Annotated in this window: 13 protein-coding genes; 7 read left to right on the plus strand and 6 right to left on the minus strand. The window is 69.2% G+C overall.

Features of this window, described 5'->3' with window-relative positions:
* The first annotated feature begins 227 nt into the window (after nt 1-227).
* The 3 genes from phoH2 to LK06_RS21355 all read left to right on the plus strand — a co-directional run bounded on the left by phoH2 (nt 228) and on the right by LK06_RS21355 (nt 4,191).
* Complete coding sequence (gene phoH2 / locus LK06_RS21345) at nt 228-1,553, plus strand: RNA 5'-3' helicase PhoH2 (protein ID WP_039653052.1); 1,326 nt, start codon at nt 228-230, stop codon at nt 1,551-1,553.
* 430 nt (nt 1,554-1,983) lie between these two features.
* Entirely contained in the window at nt 1,984-2,700 is a 717-nt protein-coding gene (locus LK06_RS21350; protein ID WP_039653054.1) for an aggregation-promoting factor C-terminal-like domain-containing protein, read from the plus strand.
* Nucleotides 2,701-2,838: 138 nt separating this feature from the next.
* Nucleotides 2,839-4,191 (plus strand): AI-2E family transporter, encoded by a 1,353-nt coding sequence (locus tag LK06_RS21355; protein ID WP_039653056.1) that lies wholly within the window; start codon nt 2,839-2,841, stop codon nt 4,189-4,191.
* Nucleotides 4,192-4,333: 142 nt separating this feature from the next.
* On the opposite strand, the gene LK06_RS21360 is transcribed toward LK06_RS21355, so the two are convergent.
* The 3 genes from LK06_RS21360 to LK06_RS21370 all read right to left on the minus strand — a co-directional run bounded on the left by LK06_RS21360 (nt 4,334) and on the right by LK06_RS21370 (nt 5,932).
* Complete coding sequence (locus LK06_RS21360; RefSeq protein WP_043433743.1) at nt 4,334-4,726, minus strand: cupin domain-containing protein; 393 nt, start codon at nt 4,724-4,726, stop codon at nt 4,334-4,336.
* Between the two features lie 105 nt (nt 4,727-4,831).
* The gene (locus tag LK06_RS21365) at nt 4,832-5,374 is read right to left on the minus strand and encodes an alkyl hydroperoxide reductase (RefSeq protein ID WP_039653060.1); all 543 of its coding nucleotides are present in this window, start codon (nt 5,372-5,374) and stop codon (nt 4,832-4,834) included.
* A 3-nt stretch (nt 5,375-5,377) separates the two neighbouring features.
* A complete protein-coding gene (locus LK06_RS21370; protein ID WP_043433745.1) occupies nt 5,378-5,932 on the minus strand; it encodes a peroxiredoxin in 555 nt (184 codons plus the stop codon).
* Nucleotides 5,933-6,071: 139 nt separating this feature from the next.
* Here LK06_RS21370 and LK06_RS21375 point away from each other — a divergent pair, with 139 nt between their 5' ends.
* The 4 genes from LK06_RS21375 to LK06_RS21390 all read left to right on the plus strand — a co-directional run bounded on the left by LK06_RS21375 (nt 6,072) and on the right by LK06_RS21390 (nt 8,945).
* Nucleotides 6,072-7,019: a LysR substrate-binding domain-containing protein gene (locus LK06_RS21375; RefSeq protein ID WP_039653235.1), complete on the plus strand. Its 948-nt coding sequence runs from the start codon at nt 6,072-6,074 to the stop codon at nt 7,017-7,019.
* A 174-nt stretch (nt 7,020-7,193) separates the two neighbouring features.
* Nucleotides 7,194-8,129: a hypothetical protein gene (locus LK06_RS21380; protein WP_063837880.1), complete on the plus strand. Its 936-nt coding sequence runs from the start codon at nt 7,194-7,196 to the stop codon at nt 8,127-8,129.
* The gene (locus LK06_RS21385) at nt 8,126-8,512 is read left to right on the plus strand and encodes a roadblock/LC7 domain-containing protein (protein ID WP_039653062.1); all 387 of its coding nucleotides are present in this window, start codon (nt 8,126-8,128) and stop codon (nt 8,510-8,512) included. Before LK06_RS21380 ends, LK06_RS21385 begins: the two co-directional genes overlap by 4 nt.
* 4 nt (nt 8,513-8,516) lie before the next feature.
* Nucleotides 8,517-8,945, plus strand: a complete 429-nt coding sequence (locus tag LK06_RS21390) for a hypothetical protein (protein ID WP_039653063.1) — start codon at nt 8,517-8,519, stop codon at nt 8,943-8,945.
* Between the two features lie 67 nt (nt 8,946-9,012).
* On the opposite strand, the gene LK06_RS21395 is transcribed toward LK06_RS21390, so the two are convergent.
* From LK06_RS21395 to LK06_RS21405, 3 genes are read right to left on the minus strand one after another with little or no spacing between them, the layout of a single operon-like run.
* Complete coding sequence (locus LK06_RS21395) at nt 9,013-11,355, minus strand: ABC transporter permease (protein ID WP_043433747.1); 2,343 nt, start codon at nt 11,353-11,355, stop codon at nt 9,013-9,015.
* Nucleotides 11,352-12,041: an ABC transporter ATP-binding protein gene (locus LK06_RS21400; protein ID WP_039653065.1), complete on the minus strand. Its 690-nt coding sequence runs from the start codon at nt 12,039-12,041 to the stop codon at nt 11,352-11,354. The genes LK06_RS21395 and LK06_RS21400 overlap by 4 nt, the downstream gene beginning before the upstream one ends.
* Nucleotides 12,038-12,562, minus strand: coding sequence for a PadR family transcriptional regulator (locus LK06_RS21405; protein ID WP_039653066.1), 525 nt, complete (start codon nt 12,560-12,562; stop codon nt 12,038-12,040). Before LK06_RS21405 ends, LK06_RS21400 begins: the two co-directional genes overlap by 4 nt.
* Nucleotides 12,563-12,613: the final 51 nt, after the last annotated feature.

A 12,613-nucleotide genomic window follows, 5' to 3' on the forward strand; every position in this document is an offset into this window, starting at 1 on the left:
ACGCCCGAACCACGGGTGTCGGATCTCAGCGGGCGGCACGGGGCCGTCCGCCCGGGAGGCCCGTTGCACCAGCCCGACCGTGCGGTCACTGCACCGAAGCAGCCGAGGAGGGCCGGCTCCCGGCCCGCCGCACGCGGGGGCCAGGGATCGGTCGCACTGCTCCCACCCTCCCGGCCCGGCTTCCACTCCGTCGCTCCCCGACCTCATCCGAGGGGGTACGTCCTTCCGTGGTGACCAGTGCAAAGCGCCACAAGCCAGACCGGCGCACCTATGTTCTCGACACCAGCGTCCTGCTGGCCGATCCGAACGCCCTGATCCGCTTCGACGAGCACGAGGTCGTGCTCCCCGTGGTCGTGGTCACGGAACTGGAGGCCAAGCGGCACCATCCCGAACTCGGCTACTTCGCCCGCCAGGCGCTGCGCCTGTTGGACGACTACCGGGTGAAGCATGGTCGCCTCGACGCCCCCATCCCGATCGGGGAACTGGGCGGAACGATCCGCGTCGAGCTCAACCACTCGGACCCCAGCGTGCTGCCCACCGGCTATCGCCTGGGGGACAACGACTCCCGCATCCTCGCGGTGGCCCGCAACCTCCAGGCCGAGGGGTTCGACGTCACCGTCGTATCGAAGGACCTGCCCCTGAGGATCAAGGCCTCCTCCGTGGGCCTCCTCGCCGAGGAGTACCGGGCCGAGCTCGCCATCACGGAGAACTCCGGTTGGACCGGGATGAGCGAACTCACCCTTCCGGGTGAACAGGTGGACATCCTCTTCGAGGAAGGGCACGTGTACGTCCCGGAGGCCTCCAGCCTCCCCGTGCACACGGGCCTGACCATCCAGTCCGAGCGCGGCAAGGCGCTCGGCCGGGTCACCGTCGAGGGCAACGTCCGCTTGGTGCGTGGTGACCGGGAGGCGTTCGGCATCAAGGGCCGAAGCGCCGAGCAGCGCATCGCGCTCGACCTGCTACTGGATCCGGACGTCGGCATCGTCTCGATGGGCGGTCGGGCAGGCACCGGCAAGTCGGCGCTGGCTCTGTGCGCCGGCCTGGAGGCGGTCTTGGAGCGTCGCCAGCACCAGAAGGTGATGGTCTTCCGTCCGCTGTACGCCGTCGGCGGGCAGGAGCTGGGCTATCTGCCGGGCACCGAGGCGGAGAAGATGAGCCCGTGGGCGCAGGCCGTCTTCGACACGCTGTCCGCCGTCACCAGCCGCGAGGTCATCGAGGAGGTCACCGCGCGCGGGATGCTTGAGGTGCTCCCGCTCACCCACATCCGTGGCCGTTCGCTGCATGACGCCTTCGTGATCGTGGACGAGGCACAGTCCCTCGAACGGAACGTCCTGCTGACGGTGCTGTCCCGAATCGGCGCGAATTCACGGGTGGTTCTGACCCATGACGTGGCACAACGGGACAACCTGCGTGTCGGTCGCTATGACGGGGTGGTCGCCGTGGTGGAGAAGCTCAAAGGGCATCCGCTCTTCGCGCACGTCACGCTGACCCGGTCCGAGAGGTCCCGGATCGCTGCCCTTGTGACCGAAATGCTCGAAGAGGGTCACATCTGAGGCGATCCAGTCCAGTTGGCGCCGCCCGCAAAGGCACGTGAGCCTAGCTGGGCGGCGCCTTCGTGCGTGGGGATTTCCGGAAACCCCCAGGGCCAAACGGGATGTGAGCTTTCACACGTAACGCAGAATTGCCACCCGGCGCCTGGTTACGGCAGAGTCTCAGTTCTGTCAGGCCCCGCATACGACACAGCCGTATCCCCCTGGGGGTGCCCCTCGCACCCTTGAGGTAGTGGGGAGGTGCGGCACCGCACCAGAAGCACCAACTCCATAGGGTTCGTCGTATGCCGCCCGAGCTTCACGCGGCGCTCCCTCCGAGGGAGTTGCCCACCGGGCCCGTGCCTCCCGTGACCCCGCAGTTGGGAGGCCAGTGTCAGGGGCACGATTGCGTCCGCCAGGGTCACCGAAGCGGGCGATGCTGGAAGGAAACCGTGTGAGCCGGATTTCGGTCCGGGGATTCGCAGTGGCCTCCGCCACCGCGGTCACCGCCGTCGGAAGCGTCGTCGGAGTTGCCTCTGGCAGCGTCGCGCAGAACAACGACGCCGAGCCGACGGCAGCCGACGCCACGCTCCTCGCAGACATACCCTCAGGTCAGCAGGCGCAGGTTCAGTCCGCGACTCTGACGCAGCAGGCCGACGCACAGGCCATCGCCGCCGACGCGAGCGCCAAGAAGGACGCCGAGGAAACGGCCCGCAAGGCCGCGGCCGAGACCGCGATCGCCAAGAAGGCCGCCGCCGAGAAGGCCGCTGCCGAGAAGGCCGCTGCCGAGAAGGCCGCCAAGGAGCGCGCCGAGGCCAAGGCCGCGGCCAGCCGCGACGCCGCCCGCGACTCCTCCAGCTTCCCCGTCCAGAGCAGCTACACCGTCGCGCAGATCCAGGCGATGGCGCGCCAGATGGTGCCCGCCAGCCAGTTCCAGTGCTTCAGCAACATCGTGAACCACGAGTCGAGCTGGAACATGCACGCGGTCAACGCCTCCTCCGGCGCCTACGGCCTCTTCCAAGCCCTGCCCGCCTCCAAGATGTCCACCGCCGGCGCCGACTGGCGGACCAACCCGGCCACCCAGATCAAGTGGGGCCTGGGCTACATGAACGGCCGCTATGGCAGCCCCTGCCAGGCCTGGACCTTCTGGCAGGCCAACCACTACTACTAGGCCGCCGGTCTCCCGCTCAACCTTGCGTAGCCCCTCCCCGTCCTAGGGGGAGGGGCTTTTGCCCTGTACGGTCTATCCGGACAACTCCAGGGGGGAGTGGTGGCGAGCACCCGGGGACGCGGGGGAAGAGGACGGATCATGTCGCGAGTGCCAGGGTGGCTTGGTCGGCTCGGGGCCGGTCTCACCGAGGTGAGCGAGCGCCTGGACGAGCGCCGCGCCGAGGTGGAGAAGGAGCACGCCCTGACCGAACCGCCCGACGTGCCTCCCCCCAGCGATCCCACCCCGCGTGCCGTCCCGCTCGCCGCCCCGGCGCCCGGTCCCCGCCCCGACCCCTCCGAGGCCGTGCCCTGGGGCGTACGGGTCGCGGCCGAGGCCGGCTGGCGCCTGCTCGTGCTGGCCGGCACCGTGTGGGTGCTGATGCGGGTCATCAGCGCGGTCCAACTGGTGGTCTTCGCGTTCGTCATCGCGCTGCTGATCACCGCGCTGCTGCAGCCGACGGTCGCCCGGCTGCAGCGCCGCGGGGTACCGCGCGGCCCTGCCACCGCGCTGACCGCCATCCTCGGCTTTGTCGTCATGGGCCTAATGGGGTGGTTCGTGACCTGGCAGGTCATGGAGAACATCGACACGCTCTCCAGCCAGATCCAGAGCGGCATCGACGATCTGCGCAACTGGTTGCTGAGGAGCCCCTTCCACGTCACCGACAAGCAGATCAACCAGATCGCCAAGAACCTCCGTGAGGCGATCGGCGCCAATGCCGACCAGATAACGTCCGCGGGTCTGGAGGGCGTCCAGGTCATCGTCGAGGCCCTCACCGGCATTCTGCTGGTGTTCTTCTCCACGCTCTTCCTGCTCTACGACGGCGAGCGCATCTGGCGGTGGTTCCTGAAACTGGTGCCCTCCGCCGCCCGCCCCGGGGTGGCCGGTGCCGGCCCGCGTGCCTGGCGCACCCTGACCGCCTACGTCCGCGGCACGGTCCTGGTCGCCCTGATCGACGCGACCTTCATCGGTATCGGCATCTACTTCCTGAACGTGCCGATGGCCGTTCCGCTGGCCGTCTTCATCTTCCTGTTCTCTTTCATCCCCCTCGTCGGAGCCGTCGCCTCCGGTGCGCTCGCGGTGATCGTGGCGCTGGTCACCCAGGGCGTCTTCACAGCGGTCATGACCCTGGCGGTCGTCCTCGCGGTCCAGCAGATCGAGGGCCACATCCTGCAGCCCTTCATCCTCGGCCGCGCGGTCCGCGTCCACCCGTTGGCGGTCGTCCTGACGGTGGCGACCGGGGGCATGGTGGCCGGCATCGGCGGCGCGGTCGTGGCTGTGCCTCTGGTCGCGGTGACGAACACGGTGGTCGGCTATCTGCGCACGTACTCCCAGGAGGCGGCCCCGGACCCGACTCCGTCCACGGCGGTATCCGGCACCACGGACACGACCTCCGCGGAGCCGGTGGGGCCAGCGGGACCACCGGAGGGCGCGGAACCGGAGGTCCAGGTCTGATTCAGGACCTACCCACGGGTTGCCGCTTTGCCGGAACTGCCACACCGCGCACCACAGGCTTTCCGCGGCGCCCCGTGCCTGGCCAAGCGGTTCCCCGCACCTCGGGGCGCTGTGGGACCGCGGTGGACGTCGCCCGGCCCCCTCAGCTGGCCGGCCCCTCGACGTTGAACGTCGAGGGCCCCTTGCCGACGCGGAGTACCAGGGCTTCGGCGGGCTCCGCCGAAGGGTTGCCCTCCCGGTGCACCGTGTCACGAGGTACCCGGATGAAGTCTCCGGGACGACCGGTCACGCTGTCGGCGCCCCCCGCGCCGAAGTCGATCTTTACGCGACCGGACAGGACGTACACCACCGTGTCGTAGTCGCCGTGGTGGTGCCAGCCCGAGACCATGCCTGGAGCGGTGCGGATCAGCCCCGACCACATGTCCTGCGTGGCGAAGGCCTCCTGCCGTTCCATTCCCGGTGTCGGAGGACCCGGCCTGCGTTCGCTGGGACCGACCACCGTGACCCGACCCGGTTGACCCGACTGAGTGCCCATGGCGACCTCCCTCGATCAGGTTCCCATCTCCCAGCCTAGAACCGGAGAAGGCGACGGCCCCTGCCCACCGGTGGGCGGACAGGGGCCGTTTTGCGCAGGGGCGGTTCACTCAGCCGGATCGGCCAGCACCGCTTCCGCGTCGAGGGTGACGCCGACTGCCTGAACCACGGACGCGATCTTGAACGCTTCCTGGACGACCTCACGGTCGACGCCGGCCTTGCGCAGTACCTGCTCGTGCGAGTCCAGGCACATGCCACAGCCGTTGATCGCGGACACCGCGAAGGACCACAGCTCGAAGTCGACCTTCTCCACGCCGGGGTTGCCGATGACGTTCATCCGCAGGCCCGCGCGCAGGGTGCCGTACTCGTGGTCGGACAGCAGGTGCCGGGTGCGGTAGAAGACGTTGTTCATCGCCATGACCGCGGCGGCGGCCTTCGCAGCCGTGTACGCCTCCGGCTTGAGGTTCGCCTTCGCCTCGGGCTCCAGTTCGCGTAGCACGATCGGGGAACGGGAGGCGATGGCGGTCGCCAGCACCGTGCCCCACAACTGCTGCTCCGGCAGCTCCGAGTTGCCGATGACCGAGCCCAGGTTGAGCTTCAGGTCCTTGGCGTAGTCCGGTATGCGGGACTTCAGGGAGTCGAGCGACACGGGTCACTCACCAGCCAGCAGCGCGACCGGGTCGAGGGTCTGCTCGCCCTTGCTCCAGTTGCACGGGCACAGCTCGTCGGTCTGCAGGGCGTCCAGCACGCGCAGGACCTCCTTGGGGTTACGGCCGACGGAGCCCGCGGTGACCATCGTGAACTGGATCTCGCGGTTCGGGTCGACGATGAAGACGGCACGCTGCGCGAAGCCGTCCGCGCCCTCGATGCCGAGGTCGCGCATCAGCTCGTGCTTGGAGTCCGCCATCATCGGGAACGGCAGGTCGGTCAGGTCCGGGTGGTCCTTGCGCCAGGCGTGGTGGACGAACTCGGAGTCGCCGGAGAAACCGAGGATCTGGGCGTCGCGGTCGGCGAACTCGTCGTTCAGCTTCCCGAACGCGGCGATCTCGGTCGGGCAGACGAAGGTGAAGTCCTTCGGCCAGGCGAAGACGACCAGCCACTTGCCCTCGTAGGACTTGTGGTGGATCTGCTCGAACTCCTTGCCCTTCTCCAGCGAGACGCAGGAGGTCAGTTCGAACTCGGGGAACTTGTCACCGACAGTGAGCACACGCTCTCCTTGCAGCGAAGAAACTCCCCTTTTGAGGGAGTTTCCCATGGGTTGGACGTCGTTGATGTTGGCACAGGAGGCATTGATTAGGGAAATAGCTACAATCTGAGGCGTTGATCGGAGGCGGTTATCAGTGGTCATCAGTAACGGAAAGCGGAGGCAGCCGAGCCTCGCGCAGCTGCGTGCCTTCGCGGCCGTCGCCGAGCATCTGCACTTCCGGGACGCGGCGGCGGCCATCGGAATGAGTCAGCCCGCCCTGTCAGGCGCGGTATCGGCGCTGGAAGAGACCCTCGGCGTGACCCTCGTGGAGCGTACGACCCGCAAGGTGCTGCTCTCCCCTGCGGGGGAGCGGCTCGCCGCACGGGCGAAGGTGGTGCTGGAGGCCGTCGGAGCGTTGCTGGAGGAAGCCGAGGCGGTCCGGGCGCCCTTCACCGGGGCGCTGCGGCTCGGCGTGATCCCGACCGTAGCGCCGTACCTGCTGCCCACCGTGCTGCGGCTGGTGCACGAGCGGTACCCGCACCTTGATCTGCAGGTGCACGAGGAGCAGACCGCGAACCTGCTCGACGGGCTCCAATCCGGCCGCCTCGATCTGCTGCTGCTCGCCGTTCCCCTCGGTCTCCCCGGCGTGGTCGAACTCCCGCTCTTCGACGAGGACTTCGTGCTCGTCACCCCGCTCGATCACTGGCTCGGTGGGCGTGAGGGCATCCCTCGTGAAGCACTCAGGGAACTCAACCTGCTGCTCCTGGACGAGGGGCACTGCCTGCGCGACCAGGCCCTGGACATCTGCCGGGAGGCCGGACGGGGCGACGCCCCGGTGACCACGACGGCGGCCGGGCTCTCCACCCTGATCCAACTCGTTGCCGGCGGACTCGGCTGCACGCTCCTCCCGCGCACTGCGCTGAAGCTGGAGACGACCCGGAGCAGTCAGCTGCTGACCGGATGCTTCGCCGAACCCGCGCCGAGCCGGCGCATCGCCCTCGCCATGCGCTCCGGGGCGGCCCGCAGCGCCGAGTACCGGGAGCTGGCGACGGCTCTGCGGGAGGCGTTCCGACCGCTGCCGGTCCGGGTGCTCGACGCGGGCAGCTAAGTGCGCCAATCGATCAAAAGAGTGCTGAACAAAGCGCTTTGAAAGACCCGATACTCCAACTTCCATCAGTCGGGGACAGGTCGGAAATCCCCGGCGGAAATACCCCGTTGAGCTGATAAACATTCCCCCTCAGGGCGATGCATCAGGCGTCTGTGCGAAAAATCAAGGGGAGTGATGGACCAGGGTCGGCTCGCCCACGCGCTGACCGCGTGCGGGCACGAGGGATTCACCGGGGAGTTGCGGGTGCCGGGCAGCCCCGGCGGCGCCTTCCACCTACGCAACGGACTTGTCGTCGCGGTCGAGAGCCCCGGCTCTCCCGGCCCCGAGGCACTGCTGCTGCGGTCGGACCGCATCGACGGCGATCATTGGGCGGCGCTGGTACGCGAGTCCGGTGGAGAACGCTGGCCGGTCGCCGCATTGATCGCGCACGGCTATGCGGGGGCCGCCCAACTCCGGGTGGTGTGCCTGATGGCATTGCAGGATGCGGCCTTCGCCATCCTCGCCGGCCAGGTGGACGGCTGTGAACGCGTGCCGGGCACCGAACCGAAAGCCCCGGTCGCCCAGGGGGAGGTGCCCGCCCGGCTGCTCCAGTCCGTCTTCCGCCGGATCGCCGCCGTGGCCGGGCTGCCCTGCCCCGTGTCCCCCGACGGGGAACGACCGTGGCCCACCGTCCCGTCGGAATGCGGTCGCACCCCCTTGCAGCGTGAGCTGCTCGCGCATGCTGACGGCCGACGCACCGCCCGTGACCTCGCCTTCCGCACGGGTCGCGGGGTCTACACGGTCACGGTCGAGGTGGCCCGCATGCTCAGCGAGGGACTGCTGGACTGCCCCGAGCCCCTCGTCGGCGCCCCGGTCCGGGTGCGACCTCAGGCACAGGCCGTCCTCCGCCGCGAACCGCCCTTGCCCGAGCCTCCGTCGGCCTGCACCGTGCTGCCGCGCCGGGAGCCCGGCGCCAGTGGCATCACCGAAGCCCTCGCCCCACGGAAGAGCGCGGCGAGCTGGAAAGGGTTCCTGCGCTGCGGCACGGAACCGCCCAACGACGCGAGAGAACGGCGCGTTGACCGCCGCAGCGGTCGAATCCGATCAGGAACGATGGAGCTGAATACATGAATCAAGAAGCCCTGGCGCGGGAAATGCGCGGGCTGCGCGAGCAGGTGACCGGAATCACCGACACCGCCGTCGCGGCTGCCGACGGACTGCTCATCGCGGCCGACACCGGGGATTCGATCGACCCGGAGGGCCTCGCGGCCCTGGCGGCCGCCGGGCTGGGCCTTGCCCGCCGCACTGCCGATGCCACCGCACGCGGTGTGCTGCGCCAGACAGTGACCTACGGCAGTCACGGTTGTATCGCCTTCTACGCCATCGGCGAGACCGCACTGATGGTCGTGCTCGGCGACGAGGGCGTGGACGTCGACCGTCTGCACCGGGTGACCCATTCGACCGTCGACCGGATCGGTTCGATCCTCACCGACAAGACCCCCGAGGGAGTGTGAACCAATGGCGACGAAGCGCTTGACGCCGGGCTTCTCCGACCAGGTCATGAGCCTGGTCAAGAGCCTTCGATCGGACGCGCCGGACTGTGTGGCAGCGGGTGTGGTGGACATGTCCACCGGAATGCTGCTGTCGTACGAGACCGTCGACAACCATCCGCCCGAGGTGCTGGACCTGTTGGCCGGCGCGACCCTCGACCTCTTCCAGGGGCGCACGGTCGTCATGATCGAGGACATCTTCAAGGAGCGGCGCGGCATCACCGATGACACTCATTTCTTCCAGGAAATCCTGGTCAACAGTGACAACCTCACCCACCTGTTCATCCGCATGAACGAGCAGCAGGACGTCGTCGCCGTGGTCGTGTGCCGCAAGTCGGTGAACGTCGGCATGTTGTTCGCCCAGGCTCGGAGGGTGGTGCGAGAGCACAGTCTGTGACTCCTGGCCGAGTGGGCCCCTCCGGCGGCGGAGGGGCCCTGGTTGCGAGGGGGCCGGTCCGCCGTTCCTACTCGGTGCGCAGTCCGTCCGGGCGCATCAGACGGAGCAGCAGCGGCAAGCTGAAGAGGGTGACGGTGAGGACGACCCCGGCGCCGACGGCGGACATCGCCAGCACGCTCGACCAGTCCACGCTCATGGTCGCGCCGGCCATCTTCAGGAGCACGGTGCCCAGCGTCAGCCCCACGACCGAGGCGAGCAGCAGGCCGAGCGCGATCGGGATCGCCGTCTGCCACAGCACCGACAGGCTCAGCGTGCGCCGCCGCGTGCCGAAGGCGACCAGCGACGACAGCAGCTTCCTGCGTTCGCGCAACTGCTCCAGCTGGGAGACCAGCAGGCTCGCGCCGATCAGCGCCAGTACGCAGGTGGCGCCGACGAACAGGCCGGTGCGGATGGAGGTGAACTTGCGGGACTGCTCGGTGGAAGCCCACACCATCGCGTCCGCCAGTGGGTCGATCTTCACCGCCGTATTGCGGACGTACTCGTGCACGTCCGGTACCGACTCGTCGAGAGCGAGGTACACCGTTGCGCTGACCGCCGGGGCCATCCCGGCGGGCACGGCGGCTGGTGTCATCAGCAGGCCGCTCCCCTTGTTCCCCGCCGGATCGGTGACCGCGCGGGCCTGCTTCAGGCGGTGCGGCACGGTCCACACGACGTCCGGGCCCTTCTCCGTGTCGTTGCCGGTGTCGAGATGGAGCGTGCGGCCCGGCCTGGCGAGCCTGGCCACGTTTGCAGCGGCTTGCCCGCCTTTCGCGACGAAGACATCCCCGTTCCGGCAGGAGGACATCCGCGCCACCTCACGCAGGGAGGAGCAGTCGCCGATGGTCACGCTCGTCGTGGTCTGCGGGCCCTGTTCGCCGTGCCAGGGGCGGTCGCCGAGATCGGCGAACCCCAGCACGGTGGCCTTGCGCACGCCCTGGGTGGCGGAGAACTTCCGGGCGGTCGGGCCGAGCTCGGTCCCGCGCCCCAGGTTGACCTGCATCTGCGCCCGGGTGACATCGTCGCTGGTGCGCCGGGTGTAGTCGCTCTGGACTCCCGCGAACACCATCTGCAGGGCGATCGCCCCGGCCACCGCGACGGCGATGCCGTTCACCATGCGGGCTGCCGTGCCGCTGCTCAACTGGAGTCGACGGACAGCGAGTTGCCAGGAGATCGAGCCCCGACCGAGCCGGGCCACCACCGCTTCGACGAGCCACGGCAGCAGCGCGGTCACTCCGGAGAGGAGCAGCAGGACACCACCGGTCACCAGGTACTGGTTGAAGTCGCCGTTGGACCGGCCCTGACCGAGCATCGGTGTCAGCATCGCGAGTCCGCCCAGCGGCAGCAGTAGCCGCCACCACAGCCGGCGCCGCGCCTGCTTGGCCGTACGGACCACGCCCAACGGCTCGATGACCACTCCGCGCAGTGCGAGCAGGGTCACCAGCACCGCCGCTGCCGGAACGGCGACCGCGACCAGCGCGGCCAGTGCGGGGGAGGGGTTGAGGTAGCTGGGGAACACGCTGACCCCCAGGATCTCGACGGAACCCGCGACCTGCCGGCCCAGCAGGAAGAACACCGTGCCGAGGACCAGTCCGAGCAACGATCCGGCGACCGCTTCGCCCGCCGCGATGCGGCGGGTCATCCGGCTGTCGGAGCCCACCAGTCGCAGCGCCGCCAACCTGCGGTCACGCCGCTCGCCGCCGAACCGTACGGCTGCGGCGATGAACACCGCGACCGGCATCAGCAGCGCCACGAAGACGACCAGCACCAGCAGGATCAGCACCGGGTCCCAGGTGTCCGCCGTGGTCCCCTGCGGACGTCCGAACTCGCTGATTCGGGCCGTCCGCCAGCCGTCGATCCGCGGGGCCAGGTTCTTCGCACCGGCGTAGTAGGCGAGCTCACGAGAACCGATGAGTCCCGGCTCGCCGATCGTCCCGACCACGTGGTACGGCAGCCGCTCGCGCAGCAGTTTGCCGTCGGCGGAGTCGAGTAGTTCCTTCAACGCGGGGGAGACGACCATGTCGCCGGGGGCCGGGTACTTCGTCAGGCCCGGAGCCACCGGAGCCCGCGGTCCCTCGGGTTCCACCAGTCGGCCGCGGACGTCCTTGCCGTGGTACGTCGTGTTGAGGTCCGAGATCACCAGGGTGTCGGCGGCTTTCGGCCGGTGCCGGCCGTAGGTGTAGTCCAGCCGGGCCTCGTCGCGGTCATGCCGTACTGCCAGTGCGTTCGGCAACGCCGTCGTCAGCAGCAGCAGGGCCACGCCCAGCCCGACGCCGACCGCGGTCAGCAGCATGCGGACCCAGCCCTCGCGTCCGCCGGTGCAGGCGAACCGGGCCCCCAGGGCGAGGTCCCTCCCCCACCCTCGTGCGCTCATACGGTCCGCTCCATGTCCCGGGACCTGCCGTCGCGGACGACGATCTCGCGGTCGGAGTAGGCGGCCACCCGGGCCTCGTGCGTGACCAGCACGACGGCCGCGTTGGTGGAGCGGGCCGCGTCGGTCAGCAGTTCCATTACACGCTCGCCGTTGAGGGAATCGAGCGCGCCGGTCGGCTCGTCGGCGAACAGCACCCGCGGCCCGGTGACCAGCGCCCGCGCCACCGCGACACGCTGGCCCTGGCCGCCGGAGACCTCGCCGGGACGCTTGCCCTTGAGGCCGTCCACCTCCAGGCGCTCCATCCAGGTGAGCGCCGCTCGCTCGGCCTCCTTGCGGGAGGTGCCGTTCAGCCGCAGCGGCAGCGCTACGTTCTCCACACAGGTCAGCTCGGGGACGAGCTGACCGAACTGGAAGACGAACCCGAATTCGCCGCGCCGCAGGGCGCTGCGCTCGGCGTCGCTCATGCCGGCCAGTTCACGACCGGCGTAGGTGATGGATCCGGAGTCGGGCGGCACGATGCCGGCGAGGCAGTGCAGCAACGTCGACTTGCCGGACCCGGAGGGGCCCATCACGGCGACGACCTCGCCCGGGTGGATGGAGAAAGCGGCGCCGTCGAGCGCGACGGTCGGGCCGTAGGCCTTGCGCAGGTCCTCGGCGGCGAGCAGGGAACCGGGAGGAGGGGTCATCGGGCCACCGCCGCACGGAGCTTGTCGAGACGCGCCGCGGCCAGTTCCAGCCAGCGCAGGTCGGCCTCCAGGTGGAACAGGGCGTGGTCGCAGATCAGCTGGTCCGCGAGATCGCCCTTGCGCTTGCGGTCGGTCAGGATGCGCATGCTGCGCAGGTGCTCGGCGCGCTGGGTGTCGAGGATGTCGGCCGCGTCGCGACCCGTCAGGAGCGCGAGCACGACCTTGGTGTAGAGGGTCGACTGGAGGTACTCCTCCGGCTTCTCCGGGGTGGCGAGCCAGCGCGCGACGTCGGTGATGCCGGCGTCGGTGATGGCGTACCGCTTGCGCTCGGGACCGCCGCCCGCCTCGATCCCGTCGACTTCCACGAGCCCGTGCTTCAGCAGTCGGGACATCGTGGAGTAGACCTGGCCGTAGTGCAGCGGCCGGTCGTGACCGAACTTCTCATCGAAGGCCCGCTTGAGGTCGTAGCCGTGGCATGGGCCGGACTCCAGGAGCCCTAGAAGGGTGTGACCGATGGACATGGTCCCGACTCTACACATGGTGTATACGCGGGGTGTATACGCACCGTGTGT

It is taken from the genome of Streptomyces pluripotens (genome assembly GCF_000802245.2).
Taxonomy (GTDB): Bacteria; Actinomycetota; Actinomycetes; order Streptomycetales; family Streptomycetaceae; genus Streptomyces; species Streptomyces pluripotens.